Origin of the sequence: Micromonospora sp. NPDC049559 (assembly GCF_040676675.1) — a bacterium.
Classification (GTDB): Bacteria; Actinomycetota; Actinomycetes; order Mycobacteriales; family Micromonosporaceae; genus JBFAPK01.
In genome coordinates this window covers 568,832-589,429 of the sequence record NZ_JBFAPK010000002.1, presented here as the reverse complement: position 1 = coordinate 589,429, position 20,598 = coordinate 568,832, and the positions used below count along the sequence as shown (strand labels likewise).

The 20,598-nt window shown below is 69.8% G+C and carries 10 protein-coding genes and 3 pseudogenes; 8 read left to right on the top strand and 5 right to left on the bottom strand.

The features are described from left to right. The first annotated feature begins 294 nt into the window (after positions 1 to 294). A complete protein-coding gene (locus AB0J86_RS05470; protein ID WP_363852935.1) occupies positions 295 to 1,536 on the top strand; it encodes an ATP-grasp domain-containing protein in 1,242 nt (413 codons plus the stop codon). Here AB0J86_RS05470 and AB0J86_RS05465 read toward each other — a convergent pair. Beyond that, a complete protein-coding gene (locus tag AB0J86_RS05465) occupies positions 1,505 to 2,932 on the bottom strand; it encodes a PLP-dependent aminotransferase family protein (RefSeq protein ID WP_363852932.1) in 1,428 nt (475 codons plus the stop codon). The two genes, AB0J86_RS05470 and AB0J86_RS05465, sit on opposite strands and share 32 nt — an antisense overlap. Positions 2,933 to 3,015: 83 nt before the next feature. Here AB0J86_RS05465 and AB0J86_RS05460 point away from each other — a divergent pair, with 83 nt between their 5' ends. Further along, positions 3,016 to 4,272, top strand: coding sequence for an MFS transporter (locus AB0J86_RS05460; protein ID WP_363852929.1), 1,257 nt, complete (start codon positions 3,016 to 3,018; stop codon positions 4,270 to 4,272). Between the two features lie 521 nt (positions 4,273 to 4,793). Next, the gene (locus AB0J86_RS05455; RefSeq protein ID WP_363852927.1) at positions 4,794 to 5,183 is read left to right on the top strand and encodes a hypothetical protein; all 390 of its coding nucleotides are present in this window, start codon (positions 4,794 to 4,796) and stop codon (positions 5,181 to 5,183) included. Positions 5,184 to 5,192: 9 nt separating this feature from the next. Here the strand turns inward: AB0J86_RS05455 and AB0J86_RS05450 are convergent, their stop codons facing one another. After that, positions 5,193 to 5,801, bottom strand: coding sequence for a hypothetical protein (locus AB0J86_RS05450; protein WP_363852925.1), 609 nt, complete (start codon positions 5,799 to 5,801; stop codon positions 5,193 to 5,195). Positions 5,802 to 5,832: 31 nt separating this feature from the next. Beyond that, positions 5,833 to 6,582, bottom strand: a complete 750-nt coding sequence (locus AB0J86_RS05445) for an SDR family oxidoreductase (protein ID WP_363852922.1) — start codon at positions 6,580 to 6,582, stop codon at positions 5,833 to 5,835. A 98-nt stretch (positions 6,583 to 6,680) separates the two neighbouring features. On the opposite strand from AB0J86_RS05445, the pseudogene AB0J86_RS05440 reads away from it, so the two are divergent. Further along, positions 6,681 to 7,355, top strand: a pseudogene (locus tag AB0J86_RS05440) (IclR family transcriptional regulator); the annotation flags it as partial. 58 nt (positions 7,356 to 7,413) lie between these two features. Here AB0J86_RS05440 and AB0J86_RS05435 read toward each other — a convergent pair. Next, positions 7,414 to 7,557 (bottom strand): annotated as a pseudogene (locus AB0J86_RS05435) (IS630 family transposase); the annotation flags it as partial. A gap of 103 nt (positions 7,558 to 7,660) precedes the next feature. Between AB0J86_RS05435 and AB0J86_RS05430 the strand changes: the two are divergent. Next, positions 7,661 to 7,819, top strand: a pseudogene (locus tag AB0J86_RS05430) (3-oxoacyl-[acyl-carrier-protein] synthase III C-terminal domain-containing protein); the annotation flags it as partial. A 175-nt stretch (positions 7,820 to 7,994) separates the two neighbouring features. Here the strand turns inward: AB0J86_RS05430 and AB0J86_RS05425 are convergent. Next, positions 7,995 to 8,444, bottom strand: coding sequence for an NUDIX domain-containing protein (locus AB0J86_RS05425; protein ID WP_363852919.1), 450 nt, complete (start codon positions 8,442 to 8,444; stop codon positions 7,995 to 7,997). 626 nt (positions 8,445 to 9,070) lie between these two features. Between AB0J86_RS05425 and AB0J86_RS05420 the strand changes: the two genes are divergently transcribed. The 3 genes from AB0J86_RS05420 (at position 9,071) to AB0J86_RS05410 (ending at position 20,583) form a co-directional block, all read left to right on the top strand. Continuing rightward, entirely contained in the window at positions 9,071 to 13,174 is a 4,104-nt protein-coding gene (locus AB0J86_RS05420; RefSeq protein ID WP_363852916.1) for a LamG-like jellyroll fold domain-containing protein, read from the top strand. An 11-nt stretch (positions 13,175 to 13,185) separates the two neighbouring features. Beyond that, positions 13,186 to 19,251: an RHS repeat-associated core domain-containing protein gene (locus AB0J86_RS05415; protein WP_363852913.1), complete on the top strand. Its 6,066-nt coding sequence runs from the start codon at positions 13,186 to 13,188 to the stop codon at positions 19,249 to 19,251. A gap of 732 nt (positions 19,252 to 19,983) precedes the next feature. Beyond that, positions 19,984 to 20,583 carry an RICIN domain-containing protein gene (locus AB0J86_RS05410; protein WP_363852910.1) on the top strand — a complete coding sequence of 200 codons (600 nt, stop codon included), beginning with the start codon at positions 19,984 to 19,986 and terminating at the stop codon, positions 20,581 to 20,583. Positions 20,584 to 20,598: the final 15 nt, after the last annotated feature.

Below are 20,598 nucleotides of genomic sequence, written 5' to 3'. Positions count from 1 at the left end.
GCGAGGCTGACGAGGGGTTCACCCATCCAGATCGGCGCGCCGGGCAGAGCCAGGCTCACCCGGCCGTCGCGGGACTACCACCGGTCCGCGCCGGTCGGTGCGATGTTGCACATCAGTACGAGTTGCACGTCGTGCACGGGAGAAAGATCTATGCGGAGGCGGTCGCCCGGCCGGGTGACGATGGCGTTGCCCGCGCCGCCGCCCGCTACGTCGTGGTGTCCGACTCAACTGGTCCACCGGCGGCGCCGGCCACTGGCGCATGAGCCCTGGGCCGTCCATGCCTAGCCTGGCTCTATGGCATCTCCGAAGCTTCTCGTCATCGGCAACACGGTGCTCACGTCCTGGGGCAGGGACCAGATCCGGCGGTTGAGCGAGCAGGCCAGGCGGCGCGGCATCACGCTGATCGGCGCGGACACGCCCGCGAACCTGGAGCACGCCTCGGCCGAGGAACTGGCCCGGGTCGACGAGATCGTGCCACTCGAGGTGCACGACCCGGCGGCCTGCGCGGTATGGGCGGCGACGAGGACCGACATCGACGCCGTGCTCACGATTCGCGAACTCGCCGTGTTCTCCACCGCCGTCCTGGCACGTGAACTCGGCCTGGCCGGCAACAGTCCCGAGGCCGTCAACCTGATCCGCAACAAGGACCTGTGCCGGGAACGCCTGCGGGCCGCGGGATTCCGGCAGCCGGCGGTCGCCCTCTGCGAGTCGGCCGAGGACGCGGAGCGGTTCATGCGGGACAACGCGCCCGGCCCGTGGATCGTCAAACCGCGGAACGGACTGGCCAGCATCGGCGTCTCGCGGCTCGACAGCGTCGCGGACCTGCCCGCCGCGCTGGCGAGGTTCGGCGCGCCGCCGTCGGCGATGGGCTCGCTGCCGGCGCGGACGGAGTTCCTGATCGAGACGTTCGTGTCCGGCGAGGAGTTCTCCGCCGAGGGCGTCATGGTCGGTGGCGTGCCGCAGGTGCTGGCGTTGACCAGCAAGTCCGTGGCGGACGGGTTCGTCGAGGTCGGCCACCGGGTGCCCGCCGGGCTGGACCACGCCACGACCGTCGAGGTGGTCGATGCCGTCCAGCGCGCGCTGCTCGCCGCGGGCATCGCCAGGGGCATTTTCCACGTCGAGTTCTGGACCACCGACGAGGGAGTCGTGCTCGGCGAACTACACGACCGGCCCGGTGGCGACTTCATCCATGCGCTCGTCGAGCACACCCGCCCGGGACTGGAGCTCTACGGCACGCTTGTCGACGACCTACTCGGCGCGACGCCGGCACTCGTCCCGGCATCGCGGGGCGCCGCGGGTGCCGAGTTCCTGTTCTGCCCGCCGGGGAATCTGCGTGCCGTCCACGGCTGGGCGGAGCTGACCGCTCATCCGAACGTGCTGGCTGCCGATCTCACGATCGCGCCTGGGGATGTGGTCCACCCGGTAGCGGACGCGTTCGGCCGGCACGGCGCGTTCGTGGTTGGTGCGGACACGGCTGAGGAGGTCGACAAGTTGATCGCGGAGCTCAAGGCGCAGGTCGTATTCGACGTGGAGTGACCATCGCGGCGCTTACGGCTGACGCGAGCGCCTGCAGCGCGGGCCGGAAGGCGTGTCCCGCCGGGGTTCCGTAGCCGACAATCACTGCCTGCGGCCGGTCGCCGTCCGGCTCGTGCCAGTACTCGGTGAGCGAGTGCAGCAGCAACGAGTTCCGCTCCGCCTCGGCCAGCACCTGCTCCTCGCTGGTCATGCCGGGCAGGACGGCGACCAGATGCAGACCGGCGGCGATGCCCCTGACCTGCAGCTCCGGCACTCGTTCCGCCAGCACATCGAGCACTTGATCGCGGCGCTGCCGATACACGACCCGCATCCGGCGGACGTGCCGGTCGAACTCGCCGGAGCCGATCAGCTCGGCCAGCGCGAACTGGTCCAGCACGCTGTTGCCCCGGTCCAGCCGGTCCTTCTCGGCGATGACAGCCTCCCGGATGGCGGGCGGCAGCGTGACCCAGCCGAGCCGGATGCCGGGCGCCAGCGTCTTGCTCGCCGTGCCCGCGTAGACCACGTGATCGGGATCCATCTGCTGGAGCGCGGCCACCGGATGCCGGTCGAAGCGGAACTCGCCGTCGTAGTCGTCCTCGATAATCAGCGCGTCGTTGTCCCGCGCCCACTCGACCAGCGCGGCGCGGCGTGCTGCGGACAATGTCCCGCCCAGCGGGTACTGGTGGGCCGGCGTCACCAGCACGGCATCTGCCGACCGATGAGCCAGGTGGTCCACCCGCAGGCCGTCCTCGTCACACGGTACGGGCACCACGTCCAGACCCATCTGTCGGACGATCTCGCGGAACCGGGGCGCGTTCGGATTCTCCGTGGCCAGGGTCGTGGCGCCCATCGCCCGGAGCGCGCCACAGACGACGGTCAACGCCTGCGTGAAACCGCTGCACACCAGCAGTCGGCCCGGGTCGGTCCGCACGCCTCGCGCCCGACCAAGATACGTGGTCAGGGCGTCACGCAACGCGAACGTGCCCTGGCTGTCGCCGTAGCCGAGTGCCTCGTCCGGGATGTCTCGCAGCACGCGGCGGACGGCCTTCGCCCAGACCTGGCGCGGAAAGCTGGCGCTGTACGCCCGGCCTGGCCGCAGATCCCAGTGGCGTGTCTCCTCGGTCGCGGGCACGGTCGATTCCTCGGCAGGCGGCGGCACCCAGACCACCCGGCAAGCGGCCCCCTGCCGGGCGAGCAGGTATCCCTCGGCCGCGAGCTGGCTGTATGCCTCGTTGACCGTGCCGCGCGCGACGCCGAGGTCGCGGGCCAGCGCGCGGGTGGACGGCAATGTCGTGCCCAACCGCAGCCTGCCATCCCGAATCGCGTCGCGAACGGCGGTCTCGATGCCCTGCCGGATCCCCTGGCTGGGGTTCAGGTCGATGATGAGATCCAGCGAACTGGTCCACTCGACAGCCACAAAACTGGAGCATAGTGTACGGCCACCTGCTCGATATGCTGCTTGTTCCGTGCCGGCAAAACAGGCGATTAGGGGCGAGTCGGGTGGCGAGTAACACGTACAAGGTCATCGAGCCAGTCGAGCGTGGTGAGGTCAGAAAAGTCAGTACCGCTGTCTTTCTGAACTATCTGGTAGCCAATCTTGGCTACTACACCCTGCTGCCCACGCTTCCGCTGCTGTTCGCGGAGGCGCGGCACTCGTCCGCCTGGTTCGTCGGCACCGCGCTGTTCACGTTGGCGTTCTCCGTCCGGGTGGCCTGCCTGCTGCTCGGCGGCATTCTGCGCACGCTGACCATCCGCGCGGCCACAGCGGGCGGACTGCTCATCCCGGCCATCGGGTTCGGCCTGCTGGCGGTCGCGTCCGGTCCGGTGCCCACGCTGGTCTGCCTCGCGCTCGCGGGCACCGGGATCAGTGTGAACACGCTGATGGCGCGCACGTACATCGCGCTGGCACTGCCCTCGGCCGCGGCTCGCAACACGGCGTTCTCCGCGGTGCAGGTCGCCGTCAACGTCGCCGCGGCCGTCGGCCCGATCGCGGCGAACCTGCTGTTCAGCAGCGACCGACACGGCCTGACCGTACTGGTGCCGGCGGCGCTGTACGCGATCGGCGCCGTCGCCGTCGCGTTCGCCGTACCGGCCGGTGTGCGCGCGGGCGACAACGACGAGCGGAAGGCGACGGTGCTGGGTGCCATCCGCTCCATCGTCACCGAACCGCAGGTGCGCACAGTGATGGCGATCACCGTTGCCGGGTGGTTCCTCTATGGACAGTTATTCTCGGCGCTGACATTGCACATCAGCTCGATCACCACGTCGCCGTTGTTGCGTTCGTCGTTCTTCACCGCCAACGCGGTACTCGTCGTGCTGGTACAGATTCCGGTTTCCGCACACGCCAATCGCCGATTGGACACCGGAATGCCGCCGACGCGATTCCTGTTGATCGGCGTCGGCATCTTCGCGGCCGCGTTCGCGTCCATGGCCGGTCTTGGTGCCTTGATTGCGGGCTGTTTCGTGGCCGTCGTGGTGTTCTCGATCGCGGAAACGTTCTTCACGCCGTTCGTCAGCACCGCGTTCGCCGAAATCTCGGGCAGCCGTCCCGTGATCGAGGCGTTTGTCCTGTTGCAGATCGCGATGGCCGTCGGCGAACCGTTAGGCTCGTTCTCCGGCGGCACGTTGTTCACGGCGTTGTCCCGGCACGGCTTGGAGCCGTTGTACTGGGCCATGCTGGCCGCGGTCGCGATGCTCGTCGTCGTGGCGTGTGCCCGGCGTGGCCGTGTCGCCACCTCCGTACCGACGGCACGATGAACAGCGCCAGCGCCAGGCGGCGGCGGTGCTGGGGGGCATCTCCGGTGGTGTGCCAGCCGATTCCGGCGAATGTGAGCGGGCCGACGACGAGGGTGGCGCCGTCGGGGGGTCGACAACGCGGATTTCGGATTGCCTGGCGGCCTGGTCCTCGTCGCGGCGGATGGTGACGCGGGCGTCCCGCAGGAATTGGAAGGTGATGCAGTAGCGGCGGGCCTTGGTGCGGAAGTGGCCTGTCGCGGAAGATCGTTTGCTCCAATACTCCAACGTCCCTTGATCTTTCGCTTGGTGTGGTGGCCGAGTCTGCGTTGGTGGTGGGATCGTCGGGCTCGGGCTCGGGCTCGGGGTGCTCGCCGCCTAGGTTGACCAGCACAGGGCGGGGACTTCTCCCAATCCGGCCGCTCGGAGCGGGCATCGACGAACCGCCCACTGTCGCGCGGCCGTGCCACGTACCGGTCACCCCGAAGATCCACACACATTTATGCTGGCCGAAGGTCAGGTCACGGTGTACGAGGGAGGCGATCGTGGGGGTCTGCATCTACATCGACGTCGTCAGGGACGGAAAGAAGCTTGGTAGCTACGACCTCGACGAGAGCGCGTACTACCTCCGCGTAGGGCTGGAGGCACTGGGGCTCGACGGCGACGAGATCGTTCACGGGGTGGGGGGTCCGGACGGCGTCGACGCCGAGGGGGCGGAGGAAGGATGCGTGGGCCGGCTCACCCCCGAGCAGGTCAGGGCCTTTTGGGGGCGCCTTTCGTCCGTCACTGTCGAGCAGTTCATGACGGGCCTACGAACGACCGAGAACGTCAATGGCGACGACGAGGAGTACTTCAGGCTGTATTTCGCCGACCTCAAGGAGACGTACAACGCGGCCGTTCGCGCGGACGCGGGTATGACGATGTCCTGGTACTGACGGCCCGTGCTAGCTAAGCGATAGCGCTGGTGACAGCGGTGGTCCTCGGCGGCGGGCGAGTCGGATCCGGATCGCGACGAGGACGCTGGTGGGCAGGATCAGGGCGTGGGTCAGGTAGACGGTCGGGTTCGCGGTAAGAAGCCCGTAGCTGAGCCAGATGGCGCTCGCGGTGGCGGCCAAGGCGTACGTGTGCCCTGACACGCCCGCGGCGGCGCCTGGGGTGAATGGCCCGAACAGTTGCGGCACGGCGGTCACGGCGGCGGTGGCGATCGCTATGGTGGCCAGCAGCGGTGGGTACCACGCCGCGGCGAGGGTCGCGGCGCTGCCCAGGGCGAGTGCGGTCACCACGCGGGTTCTGCGGGCGGGCTGGCGGACGATCACCAAGACGGCGAGGGTGAGGAAGGCCAGCGCCGGTGGCGTCTGCCCGGCCAACAGTCCCGGGTCGTGCTGGATGACTGCGTAACAGGTCCAGGCGAGCCGGGCCGTGCAGCCGAGCAGTACGGTACCGGTGGCCAGTCCCGCCGTGGTCCGGGCTGCCCGGGTGACCTGGGGCCAAACGTAGACCGCGTTCAGCGCCGTGCCGGTGGCGCTGGCCAGAATCACTATCTCCCGTGTCATGACCGGTCCCTGGGGCGGGTGCGGTAGCTGGTCAGCGTCCGCCGGTGACGTCGAGGGTGGTACCGGTGACGAAGCCGGCGTTGGACGACAGCAGCCAGGCCACGGCCCTCGCGACGTCGTCGACAGTACCGGCCCGACCAAGCGGCTGCTGAGGTCCCAGCCGGTGAGCACGCTCGGGGTCGCCGCCGGTGGCATGGATCTCGGTGTCGATGATTCCGGGGCGCACGCTGGTCACCCGGATGCCGTAGCGAGCCACCTCAAGCGCCAAGCCCCGGGTCAGGGTGTCCACGGCTGCCTTGCTGGCGGCGTAGTCCACGTACTCGCCCGCCGCGCCCAGGTCCGCGGCCTTGGAGGAGATGTTGACGATCGCCCGGTCCGGTAGCGGGCTGTCGCGCATCCGCACCACCGCCTCGCGGCAGCAGGTGGCGAGGCCGATGACGTTGACGCTGAGGATCCGGGCCCACCGGTCCGGGGTGATCTGGTCGAAGGTGCACTGCTGTTCGAGGATGCCGGCGCTGTTGACCAGTCCGGCCAGCGGGCCTATCGCGTCGGCGGACGTGAACAGGTCTTTCACCTGAGCCGGATCGCTGACGTCGCAGGGCAGTGCCCGCACCGGGCTGTCCGGCCGGTCGAGGTCGGCGACGACCTGGCGGGCGCGGTCGTGGTTGCCGCGATAGCCGAGCAGCAACGCGCGTCCGGGAACGCCGGCCAGCTGCCGGGCAACGCCCGCGCCGATCCCGCGGGTGCCACCGGTGATGACGTACACGGCCGAGGTGCTCATTCGTGGGTCCTTTCGTGGTCGCCCGGGTGACCGTACGGGTCGTGGCAGCGGCCCTACGAGTGCAGAATCACTGAGTGAGTCGCGAGTCGCCTACCTCGATGATCGGCCGGGTAATGGCCCTGCTGGACGCCGTCGCCCAGGACGGTGCCATCAGTCGTCGGGACCTGGCCCGAGCGACCGGTCTGCCCCAGGCGACGGTCAACCGGATCGTCGCTACGCTGCATGCCCAGCGGCTGCTCACCGAGGGGCCCGAGGGCCTGCGGCTGGGGTTGCGGCTGTTCGAGCTCGGTACCCTGGCCGGGCAAGCCGGCATCACTCTGCTGGACGCCGCCGGCCCGTACCTGGCCGACCTGCACGGCGCCCTGGGCTGCACGGCGCAACTCGCCGTGCTGGACGGCGACGCGGTGACCTACCTGGCCAAGGTCGCCTCCCACCGCCGGCCCCGGCTGGACACGCAGGTCGCCGGTCGGTTCCCGCCGCACTGCACCGGGGCGGGCAAGGCGCTCCTCGCGTTCTGCCCGCCCGAGCGGGTCGACACCATCCTCGACCGAGTGCCGCTGACCGCGCGCACCCCGGCGACGATCACCGATCGGCCGCGCCTGTACGCGGAGTTGCGGGCGACCCGACGCCGCGGGTATGCCGTGGACCGGGGTGAGTTCCAGACCGGGATGACCGGCGTCGCCGCACCCGTGCGTACCGCCGGACATCCCGTAGCCGCGGTGACCCTGACCGGCCCCGCCGACACATTCGACGTGCCCCGCGCAGCCCACGCCACGCGGCTCGTCACGCAGATGATCGAAGCGAGATTGACCGAATCTGGGACTTCTCGTCAACCTGGGACTTCTCGTCAACACAGGGCACCAGAGCCCGCTCAGGCGGATCGAGGTACAGGCCCATCACATCGCGGACCCTGTCCACGCACGACGGGTCGGCCGACGGCTTGAACGACTCGGCCCGCCACGGCTGCAACCCGAACGTGTGGTGAATCCGCACCACCGGCGACTGCGACAGCCCCCGTCGCCGCCAGTGCCGAGGACGCGCTCTTCCAGACCATCCGGGACCGTCAGGGCCGGGCGACGTCGCCCGCGACGTCACCGAATCGGGCAACACCTCGGCGGCCAGTATCCCGGTCGCGCTGTCAAAACTGCTGGAGCGCGGCGAGTTGCAGCCCGGTGCACCGGTGCTGCTGCTGGGCTTCGGCGGAGGACTGTCGTACGCCGGGAAAACGACACCGTAGACACCGTCCGCAGGGACAGGTTGGTCGGCGTCAACGAGCTTATGGAGAACCATGGTGATTACCAGACGCTGTGCCTGAGAGTTCGGCGTCGAAGGGCGTGGCACGCGCAACCGACGACGATCCTTCGGTACCGAACGGCCGAGAGCCTGGCACGGCGTGAGCGGGACGAGGCCGGTCACAGACCGATCGAGTGCAGTTCGCGGAAGCCGTCCTCGGCGATCCGTCGGATCAGCCCGTGATTGATTTCGCGGTGTTCGTCAAGCAACCCGATTTCGTTCTCGGCGAGCCACCGGAACTCGGTGTGCTTGCCCGGCTCCAGCCGCGGCCGGGAAAGGTCGCCATCGACGCGAACGAGGAAGTCAGTTTCGATTCGCTCAATGTCGTCGTCTCCGGTGTAGCGATATTCGCCGACTGGGGCCAGCACCGAGGAGACAGTCCAGCCGGTCTCCTCGGTGACCTCCCGACACAACGCTTCCTCGATGGTCTCGCCCGGTTCGAGGTGGCCACCGACGATGTCCCACACACTAGGGAAGAGCTTCCGGTGCGGAGACCGTCGCTGGAAGAAGATCCTGCTCTCGCCGTCTACGACGAGGGCTCCGGCGCAGCGTAGAGGTTCTGTGGACATGCGCCGAGCGTAGCCACCCGGCATTGACCCCCCCATAGGTGCCGGCTTGGACTCCCCGGGCGAGCGTCCAGCCGCTGTCCCTACCGGTACCGCCGTCCGAAGTTGATATGCGATGAGGTCAGTGGACGGCTATCAGGCCATGCTCGCCCTCAGCCGGCAGGTGCTCGGATCGCCGGTGCTTCATTGGGGCTGCAACGGTATCAGCCGGCACGTCACCCAGCGCCTGGTCATCGATAGTGAGACTCATCGACCTGCCCGCGAAACTCCGCCGGGTCCGGGGTTCGCCACCGGCCAGGGCCGCAAGACCGACTCGGGCCGACACGCACAGTGTGACGTGCCCGAGCTGCGCACCGAGGGTTTGCGGCAGGTTCACCGTCGATAACGCCCTCGTCGCGCGCTGCCGCTGCTGGTCGGTTGCCGCGACCACCTCGGCCGGCCCCGCACCGAGACCGTCAGCCGGCTGTATCACCTGCCCCCTGGAACGCGGTTCCGGGGCAGCGCCGGAGCGGGCCCAGTCGGCCGCACGGTGAGCGAACGGATATCCATCGGATAGTGCCCTCTGATTTCCTACTGGCCGGCGTCGGGTGGTCCGGTGTCTGAGCGTTGGTACGGTCGGGGGTGGGCTCGTGGCGGGCCGTCGTGTTGGCAGGGTGCTGGTCATCGCGGCACTGACAACCCAGTTGGGCGCGGGTCAGGTTGTGGTCGGGACCCCGCAGGCGCTGGCCGCGGCGTCCGGCCGGCCAGTCACGACCGGGCCGGGCGCGGCGATCGGCTCGCAGGACGCGGGCGGGCGGGGATCACCAGCGGCCCAGGCGCGGGCGAGTGGCCAACGGATCGAGGTCGCCGAGCTGGCCACGCCGACCACGCAGGTCTTCGCCAACCCGGACGGGACGTACACGATGGAGCAGCACGCCCAGCCGGTACGGGCGCGCAAGGGCTCCTCGTGGGTGCCGATCGACACAACGTTGCGGTTCGGTGTCGACGGTATGGTGGCCCCGGCGGCCGGCGCCGTGGCGGTGAGCTTCTCGGGCGGTGGCGACGCCCCGCTGGTCCGCCTCGCCGACGGCGACAACCAGCTCGCGCTCGACTGGCCCGGCGCGCTGCCCCGACCGGAGTTGGACCGGGACACCGCCACATACCGCGAGGTGCTGCCCGGTGTCGACCTGCGGATGCGGGCGACATCGCAGGGCTACCGGCAGGTACTCGTGGTGAAGAACCGGGCGGCGGCCCGTGATCCGAGGCTGGCGAGGCTGTCCTTCGGGCTGAAGACGGCCGGGGTCTCGGTGCGGCGTACGGGCCCGGGGTTGGTCGCGGTCGACCGCGCGGGGCGGGAGGTCTTCCAGGCCGGGCAGCCCCGCATGTGGGATGCCGGCTCGCGGCAGGCCGGGATGACGGTCGAGCTGGACGCCGACAGCCTCACGGTTATCCCGGACCGGAAGCTGCTCACGGCCGAGGACGCGAAGTTCCCGCTGGAAATCGACCCCGACTTCAATGCCGGTCGCACCGCGTGGGCCCTGGTGTACGGGATCCCGGGCGACTACGCCGGCCAGTCGTACTGGTTCGGCGACGGCGACAACGCCGCGAAGGTGGGCTACAGCAGCTGGGACGTCCCGGTCGTGCTGGCCCGCAGCTACTTCCAGTTCGACGTGGCGCCTCTGTTCGGCAAACACATCCTCGGCGCCGAGTTCAACGCGTTCGAATGGTGGTCGCCGTCCTGCGAGGCCCGAGACGTGGAACTCTATGAGACCGGGGCGATCAACCCGGGCACGACCTGGAACAGCCAGCCGTGGATCGGGCAGAAACTGGGTTCGCAACTGGTGGCCGCCGGCTACGACGGCGTGCGCTGCCCGGGCAGGTCGTTGGGGTTTCCCGCCGGGTCCGCCGTCACGAATTCGGTGAACAACCGCTGGACCACCACGACCCTGATGTTGCGGGCGGGCGGCGACGAACGCGACCCGAAGGCGTGGAAGAAGTTCGACCCTAACAGCGCGACGCTGATCGTGCACTTCAACAGCTATCCAAACGTGCCGGCGGGGTTGTCGGCGGAGGGGCAGGCGTGCGGCACCACGCCGAACCAGGCGTACCTGGGCGTCACCGGGCCGAACCTGCGGACGACCGCGTCCGACCCGGACGGCGGCAACGTCGCGGTGAAGTTTGAGTGGTTTCTGCGTAACGGCGCAAAGCGCGGCGAGACCACCACGCTGAACCAGCCCTCTGGCACCCAGTTCCAGATCAAGGTTCCGGATTCGGCGTACAAGGACGGCGAGACGCTGGCCTGGCACGCGCAGACCTTCGACGGCCTGGACTGGAGCGCGTGGTCGAACTGGTGCGAGGCCACCGTCGACCGGACCTCGCCGGACAAGGCGCCGATGGTCAAGTCCACCGACTACCCGGAGCGCGACCTCGGCGGCGGGATCGGTCGCACCGGGACGTTCACATTCAGCGCCAACGGGGTGGGCGACGTGCAGGGCTACCTCTACGACCTGCACGACCAGCCAAAACGGTACGTGGCCGCGAACGCCGTCGGCGGCAGCGCCACCGTCCTGATCACCCCGCCCAGTGACGGGTCCAAGGCGCTGTGGGTCCGCAGCCAGGACAAGGCCGGCAACCTAGGGCCGATCTACCGGTACGAGTTCTTCGTCGGCGCGGGCACCCCGCCCGTCGGCTACTGGCGGTTGGACGGCTACCAGAGCGCCGCCGAGGCGCCGGACGGGTCGGGTCGGGGGCACGATGGCACGGTCACCGGCATCGGCGGGAATCCGGCCGGGGCGCGGTGGACCGCCGGCCGACAGGACGACGCCCTCGCCTTCGACGGCGGGTACGTCGCCACCACGGGTGGGCCGGCGGTGCGTACCGACGGCACCTTCGCCGTCGTCGCCTGGGCGCGTACGGACGTCGTCGACGACAAGTGGCGCACCCTGGTGAGCGAGGACGGCGAGCAGGTGAGCGGGTTCTACTTGCAGGTGGACCCGGTCGAACACAAGTGGAACTTCACGATGCTGGACAGCGACTCGTCGGGCGCGCCGCGCCGGTCCGCCGTCTCCAACCTGAGCGCCATAACTGGCCGCTGGACCCACCTCGTCGGCACCTACGAGCGGTCGACCGGCGAGTTGGCGCTCTACGTCGACGGGGTCAAGCAGGGGCGGACCGCGACCCAGTCCACGCCGTGGCCGGCCATCGGCCCGGTGCAGATCGGCCGGGCCAAGTTCGACGGCGGATCGGCGGACTCCTTCAAGGGCGCGGTGGACGACGTCCGGCTCTACGATCGGTTGCTGTCCGCAGAGGAGATCCGAGAGCTGGCCAACGCGGTCACCGATGAGGGGTTCTGGCCGCTGGACGAGGGGACCGGCACTACCGCGGGCGACGTGTCGGGCAACCGCCGGGATGTCACGCTGCACGGGGGCGCCACCTGGACCCCGGTCGCCGCGGTCGGCGACTCGGCCGTGCGCCTCGACGGCCGCACCGGAACCCTGGACACCGGTGTGGCGGCCATACGCGCCGGCGGTAGCCTTACCGTGTCGGCGTACGCGCTGTTGGACAGCGCCAACGACAGATCCCAGGCGCTGGTGAGCCAGGACGGCGGCGACAGCTCCGGCTTCGCGCTCGGCTACGACGGGCCCAGCAAACACTGGATTTTCGCACTGGCGCTGCAGGACCGGGACAATCCGCCCCTGTTGATCGTGACCTCGGCCGAGGCCGCTCAGCCGGGCGAGTGGACCGAGCTGACCGGGGTGTACGACGCGGCGGCCCAGAAGCTGCTGCTCTACGTCAACGGCGCGATCGCCGGCAGCACGCCGGTCGCGCCCGGCACCCTGTTCCTGTGGCCGATGGGTGGTGACGTGGTCGTCGGCCGGGGAAAGCTGAACGGCGTACCGGTGTCGTACTGGGGCGGTGGTGTCGACCACGTCCGTCTCTACACCGGCGCCCGGTCGGTCGACGAGATCCGTGCCGACTACCGCACTCCGCCGACCGACACCCCGAGCGCCTACACGGGACAGTTCAGCCGGTGGGTCGACCACTTCGGCGACCACCTGGTGAGCAACGGCGAGATACCCCGCGGGTACCACTACGAGAGCCCGCTCGGCTATCCGGCGCCGGCGGACGCCCCGAACACCCGGATGCTCTACTCCTGCCTAGCCGGCACCGACGAGTTCGAGTCCGCGCAGGCGGACTGCGAGGGGCAGCACGTGCTCGGCGAACTCGGCCCGGTTTACGTGTCCGCGCCGGCGGACGTGCCGACCACCCCGCTGTACCGGTGCCGGATGTCCGGTGACCACTTCGTCTCCCTCGCCAGCAACTGCGAGCGAGAGCAGGTGGAGGGGCTGCTCGGGTACGCCCGCATCTACAGCAGTCTCATCCGCTACCGGCAGCGAGACGGGCTGGGTGAACACCGGTCGAGCGCGCAGCGGATGCCGGCCACGTACGAGCCGGAGGGGTCACTCGGCATCATCTCGCGGGTCGGCCTGCCCGGCACGGTCGCGCTACGGGTGTGCCAGGACGGGACGGACACGTTCTCGTCCACCGATCCGGGCTGCGAGGGCAAGGCGGTCGTCGAGACGACCGGCTCCATCTGGACGGCCCCGCCGTCCGGGATGGAAAGCGTGCCGCTGCTCCGCTGCCAGGTGATCGGCTCCACCGGCAACGTCGTGGAGCGGTTCGACTCGACCGACGCGGGCTGCGAGGGCCAGCGGGTCGAAAAGGTTCTCGGTTACGTGGTGGTCCGGCTATGAAGGGAATCCCGATGAGACGCGCTGCTGCCCTGTCCGTCGCGCTGGTGGCGTCGGCCGCCGTGGTGCTCCCGGCGGAGGCGGTCGCCGCGGCGGTCACGCCGATGGCACCGCAGAAACTGCCGTCGGTGCCGGTCACCGCGGTACCGCTGCGGCCCTATTCGCCCCCGGCTCCGCGCGCGTTCTCGGCGTCGGCCGTGAGCTGGCCGGCCGCGAGCACCGCCGACGTGGCCGTGGCCCGTACGTCGACCCGGGCGGGCAAGCTGCCGGTCTGGGTGTCCGGGGCACAGCCCGGCACAGTACGGGTGGAGATGCTGGGCAAGGACGCCGCCGCGAAGGCCGGCGTCGAGGGCGTACTCCTGCGGATCGCGCGTACCGGCGGGGCGCCCGCTGCCAACAGCGGCACGGCGTCGACCACGGCGACCGTCCCGGCCGGCGACCCGGTGTCGGTGACGGTGAGCTACGACGGCTTCCGCCACGCGTACGGCGGCGACTGGGCGTCCCGGCTCCGTCTCGTACGGATGCCCGCCTGCGCGGCGACCACGCCGGACGCGACCGCCTGCCGGACCGGTACGGTCGACTTCCCGTCCCGCAACAATCTCGGCAGCGGTCAGGTGACCGCCCAGGTCCGGGCGGACTCCGGCGGGACCGTGTACGCGCTGGCCGCCGCCCCGGAGGGTTCGACCGGCGACTACAAGGCCACCTCGCTCGCCCCGTCCGGGCAGTGGCAGGTCTCCGCGCAGAACGGCAGCTTCACCTGGTCGTACCCGATGCGGGTGCCGCCGGTGCCCGGTCAGCTCGCGCCGGAGTTGTCCGCCGACTACAACTCCGGCTCAGTGGACGGGCGGGTGGCCACCACCAACAACCAGACCTCCTGGCTCGGCGAGGGCTGGAACCTCGCGGCCGGCTTCGTCGAGCGGCGCTACCGGGGCTGCGCCGAGGACCTGGGCGGCAACCAGGGACAGACGGTGACCGGCGACCTGTGCTGGATCCAGGACAACGCGGTCCTCTCCTTCGGTGACCGGTCGGGCCAGCTCGTCCGGATCGGCGAGTCGAACAGCTGGCGCCTGACGGACGACGACGGCACCCGGGTCGACCACCTCTACGGCACCGACAACGGGGACGACAACGGCGAACACTGGCGGCTGACCACTACCGACGGCACCCAGTACTACTTCGGGCTGAACCGGATGCCCGACGGCCGGCCGGTCACGAACGCCGCCTGGTCGGTGCCGGTCGCGGGAAACAACCCCAACGAGCCGTGCTACGTGGCCGGCAACTTCGGCGCGTCGTTCTGCCAGCAGGCGTACCGCTGGAACCTCGACTACGTGGTGGACGGCCACGGCAACACGATCACTTACACGTACGCGCCGGAGAGCAACAAGTACGCGCAGAACCTGGGCCAGGCGACCACGGCGTACACCCGGGGCGGGACGCTGGCGCGGATCGACTACGGCACCCGGGTGGGCGACGGGAGCACGGCCCCGGCGCGGGTGGTGTTCGATGCCGCCGACCGCTGCGTCCCCGGTGCGAACTGCGCGAGCCGCACGGCGGCGAGTTGGCCGGACGTGCCGTGGGACCAGAACTGCGACACCGCGACCTGTCCGGAGAAGTGGGCGCCGACGTTCTGGTCCACCAAGCGGCTCGCCTCGGTGACCACCCAGGTCTGGGGCGGCTCCGCCTACCGCGACGTGGAGCGGTGGACCTTCGACCAGACGTACCCCGCGCCGGGCGACGGGACCAGCCCGGCGATGTGGCTTCGCGGGATCGGGCACAGCGGGCTCGTCGGCAGCGCCGTGAGCACCCAGCCGGTCACGTTCGACCCTGATCCGAACGCCCAGGCGAACCGGGTGGACTGGGCACCGGACGGCCTGCCGCCGACGAACAAGAACCGCATCAACGCCATCCACACCGAGTCCGGTGGCGTCATCGGCGTCACGTACGCCCCGACGAACTGCTCGCCGACCACGCTGCCGGCCCCGGACACCAACACCGCACGCTGCTTCCCGGTCCGCTGGGCGCCCGACCGGTCCGTGCCGATCAACGACTGGTTCCACAAGTACGTGGTGGCGACGGTGTCACTGGTCGATCGCGTCGGCGGCAACCCGACCCAGTTCACCAACTACGACTACGAGGGCGGCGCGGCCTGGGCGTACGACGACGACCCGCTGACCCCGGAGAAGTACCGCTCGTGGTCCCAGTGGCGCGGCTACGAGAAGGTGCTCGTCCGCAAGGGCGACCCGAAGGACCCGGGCAACCCGATCCAGTCCGCGACCCGCTACCAGTACTTCCGCGGCATGAACGGTGACCGGCTCGCGGCCGGCGGCACCAAGGCGGTACGCATCACCGACTCGCAGGGGGCGGCCCTCGACGACGCCCGGCAGCTCGCCGGCTTCCTCCGTGAGGAGATCACCTACAACGGCGTGGGCGGCGCCGAGGTCACCGGCACCGTCAACGATCCGTGGCAGAAGGGGCCGACCGCGGCGCAGGGCCCGTACCAGGCGTACGTGGTGAACGTCGGCGCGACGCACACCCGCACCACGCGCTCCTCCGGTACGCCGCGCAAGACCGAGACGTACACGGCGTACACCGACGAGGGGTTGCCGACCAGCGTCGACGACCGGGGCGACGTCGGCGATCCCGGCGACGACCGGTGCACCCGGACCACGTACGCCCGTAACGACACGAGCTGGCTGATCGACCTGCCCAGCCGGGTGGAGACCGTTGGCGTGTCCTGCTCGGCCACCGCCGCCTTCCCGCAGGACACCATCTCCGACGTGCGTACCTACTACGACGGCGGCGCCCTGGGGGCCGCGCCGGGTGCCGGGAACGCCACGAAGGTCGAGGAGTTGAAGGCACCCCGGGGCGAAGTCGGATACGTCACCACCGCCCAGCTCACCTACGACCCGTACGGCCGGGTGAAGGACAGCTACGACGCCCTGGCGCACAAGACGAGCACCACGTACGCTCCGGCGACCGGCCTGCCGACCGCGATGACGGTGACGAACCCGCTGGGGCACGTGACCACGACCACGCTGGAGCCCGCGTGGAACCAGTCGACCGCCGTGGTCGACGCGAACCTCCAGCGCACCGACACCACGTACGACGGGCTCGGCCGGGTGACCGCCGTGTGGGGGCCGCTGCGGTCCAAAGCCCGTGGACAGGGTCCGAGCGTCCGTTACGCGTACGGGTTCCCCGCCGACGCCTCGGCGTGGATCAGCACGCAGACGTTGAAGCCGAACGGGAACTACGTCACCAGCTACACGCTGTACGACGGTTTCCTGCGCGAGCGGCAGTCCCAGGCGCCGAGCCCGCAGGGCGGCCGGGTGCTCGCCGACACGATCTACGACGCACGAGGGCTGGTGTCGAAGCGGAACGCCGCGTACTACAACGAGCAGATTCCGGGTACGGTGCTGGTCGCACCCCAGGAGAACCAGCTGCCGACGCAGACGGTGAACGTCTACGACGGCGCGGAGCGGCTCGTCCGGGAGACCTACGAGAAGCTCGACCAGCCGCAGTGGTCGACCGTGACGGACCACAACGGGGACAGCGCCACCGTCACCCCGCCGCCCGGCGGCACTCCGACCACCACCCTCTTCGACGCCCGTGGGCAGGTGACGGAGATTCGGGAGTACGCCGGCGGCACCGCTGGCACGTACAGCACCCGGCGGTGGTACACCAAGGCCGGCAAGCTCGCGAAGATCGTCGATGCGGTGGGCAACCAGTGGCTGTACTCGTACGACGTGGCCGGCAACAACACCCGCGTCGATGACCCGGACAACGGGGTCAGCACGATGACGTACGACGCCGCCGACCAACTAGTCAGCAGCACCGACGCCAGGTCACGCACGGTCGAGTACAAGTACGACGATCTCGGCCGCAAGTACGAGACCCGCTCGGACGGCGTCACGGCCGCGACGTGGACCTACGACACGCTCGCCAAGGGCCAGTTGACGAGGACCACCCGGTACGTCGGCACCACCGCGTACGTGAACGAGGTCATCGGCTACAACGGCCTGTACCAGCCGACCGGCCAGCAGACGATCATTCCCGCGACGAAGGGCAAGCTCGCGGGCACCTACACCACCACGACCCAGTACCTGTCCGACGGCAGCGTCGGGTCGGTCGGCCTGCCGAAGCTCAGCGACCAGGTCGGCGCCGAGACGATCGTGTACGACTACGACGACCTCGGCCTGCCGTACGCCACGAAGGGCAAGAACGAGTACGTCACGGCCACCACGTACACGGCCCTCGGCGAGCTGACCCAGCTCCAGCTCGGGGTCGCCGCCAAGCGGTCCTGGCAGACCTCGTACTTCGAGGAGGGCACCCGCCGGCTGGCTCAGTCGGTGATCCAGCGCGAGGTCACCAACGGCCTGTACGTCGATGAGGTGGCGTACGCGTACGACCCGATGGGCAACAACACCCGGATCGAGACCACCACCTCGGGAAGCGCCCTGGAGCGGCAGTGCTTCGCGTACGACGGGCTGCGCCGACTGACCGAGGCCTGGACCACCACGGCCCAGACCTGCGGCGCGGCCGGAAGCGCGGTCGGCGGGCCCGCGCCGTACTGGAACTCCTACGGCACGGACGCGATCGGCCGACGACTGACGCAGACTCGGCACGGTGTCAGCGGCGCGGCCGACACCAAGATCACCATGACCTATCCGGCCGTCGGGCAGCCCCGTCCGCACGCCCCGGCGACCGTCGCCACGAGCGGCCCGTCGTCGCCGGCCACGGCCAACGGCAGCTACGCGTACGACGCGATGGGCAACACCACCAGCCGGCCCACCGCCGTCGGTGACCAGAAGTACACCTGGGACGCGGATGGCCAGCTCACCGCCGTCACCACCGCCGGGGTCACCACCACGTACGTGAACACGCCGGACAACGAACGGCTGCTCGCCGAGCAGGGCGACAAGGCGGCCACGCTGTATCTGGTTAGCGGCGAGGTGCGGCTGGACAAGACGACCGGGACGGTGAGCGGCGTCCGCTACTACACCCAGGGCGACCGGACGGTGGCCGTACGGACCGCCGAGGGGCTCGCCTACCTCTCGGCCAGCCAGCAGGGCACCCCCGACCTCATGGTCGACGCGGCCACGTTGCAGTTCACCAAACGCCGATTCGACCCGTTCGGCGTGCCGCGTGGCGCCGCACCGGCGAGCTGGCCCGGCGAGCGGGGCTTCGTGGGTGGCACCAGCGACGCGGCGAGCGGGCTGACTCGGCTCGGGGTACGCGACTACGATGCGGCTGCCGGGAAGTTCCTCTCTGTCGACCCGATCCTCCAGCAGGACAAACCGCAGCAGTTCAACGCCTACTCGTACGCCGTCAACAACCCCACGACGTTCAGCGACCCGACGGGCAAGGCGCCGGAGGACAAGCCCGGCTACTGCGTGGTCTGGCGCGGGGACTGCGGCTTCGATCCGGTGGCCGATCAGGGCACCCCGAGCGGCTTCTACACGCCCGAGCAGGTGCAGAAGGCGAAGGCCAAGAACAACGCCCCGCAGCCGTCCTGCAACAAGTACGGCGACTGCATAGCCGGCAAGAATGGCCCGAGCAAGGCGGCGAAGGCGAAGCAGCGCGCGCGGGAACAGGCGGAGCAGGCGCGGAAGGCCGCGGCCATCCGAAAGGCGGCCAACAAGCACCTGGGTCGGGACGTCAAGGTCGACTCGCAGCAGTTGGCGTACCGCGGTTCCGTGTCGATCTGCGTCAGCGGCAGCGGCGGGGTGATCGTCGTGGTCGGCGTCGAGGTCTGCGTGAACTTCGACAGCACGGGACTCTCGGTCAGCCGGGGGCGGAAGATCGGCGCGGAACTCGGCGCCGGCGTCGAGGCGCAGGTCGCGGTCAAGTTCAGCAGCGAGCGGGCCGACAAGATCAGCGCCTCGCCGTCCTGGTCGTTCGAGGGCGGTCCGGAGCTGAAGGTTCTCGGGGGCGGCGAGATCAAGGGCGGCATCGAGATCAGCAATGCGGACGGCTCCCCGGCTTCCTACATCGAGCTCGGGATTGGTGGCGGAGCCAAGGCATCGGCCGGTGGGGCCTACTACAACGAGGGAGAGAACACCGGATATCTCGCCAAGTGGTGATCGCGCCCGTCCCGGCAGCCGGGTGAGCGGTGACCGCCGCCAACTCGATCAGCCGGGCGAGGTAGAGCGTGCCGACGGCCTTGAGGGTATGGTGCCGCCGCGGCCGTACCCTCAGGCCTGCCCTGCCTCGCCGGTGCTGCCCGGCGCAGAGCTCGACCGGACGGCACCGCAACGCTACGCCGACCACCGCGGCGGCCACGCCCTCATCATCGAGAACCAGCGACGGCCCACCGGGTCCGGCTCGTCGACCAACCAGGTTCGGCGGGCCGGACCCGTCCGACAGACAAGGCCCTACCAGCCGCGCCGCGCCTGGTAGGGCGGCAACGGGTCCCGCAGCGGCCCCGCGAACTCCGTCCGCAGGGCCGCCAGACCGGCCGTCCGACCATCGTTCGCCCGGCTCGGCGAGGGGCCACGCCGCGAGGTAGCCGCACCGCACCGCATACACCCCGACCGGTGTGGGCCGTACCGGTCCGAGCGGCCCACCAAGGCGTACCGGAGCGGCTCGTCCAGGTCCGGCCATCTGCACGTCGGTGGCCAGCGCGTTGCGGTGGACCTGCTCGCGTCGGCCACCGATGACGGCTCGTCCCGCGTGTCAGGGCGGGAAAGTGCTTGGTAAGCGTTCGGAAATCCCTCGCAGGCAGGATGACCAGGACAACCGAAGCAAACCTGGGCATGGGATTGGTCACCGGTGGATCGTGAGGCTGGCGATCATGCCCAAGGGAAAGGATCTCGATGAAAAAGATGCTGTTCACGCCAGCGGTCGAGCGGTTGGGGTCGGCTCTTGCCGCGCTCCTGGTGCTAGGGATCGCCGCGCCTGGACACGTCGCTCACGCGGCGCCCGCGCACCGCGCCGGCTCGGAGGCCGTACTGACGAATCCGCCGCAGGGGTCGGTGGTCCGGATCACGAGCGCGGTAAGCGGCCGGTGCCTGGAAGCTGATATGAACACGATCAACCAACTTGGGACCAAGGTCCAGCTCTGGGGCTGCCTCCCCAACGCGTACAACCAGATGTGGCGGGTGGTGCTCGCCAACGGCGGAGTTGAGTTGGTCAACCTCCAGTCCAACCGGTGCCTCGACGCGGACATCAACTCGGACGTCAACGGCACGAGGGTCCAGCTCTGGGACTGCAACGGCACGTACCAGCAGGGGTGGACCTTTAGCGGCGCCGGAAACAGGGGCGGGATCAGCAACAACGCTTTCTTCAACCGTCACCCCAACGGTCCGTGCATGCTGGACGCCGACCTCAACAGCCTGCCGTGGGACGGAACCTGGGTGCAGTTGTGGAGCCCCAACGGTCAGCCACAGCAGGAGTGGATCTGGACGAACGCCTGACCCACTGAGCCGTGC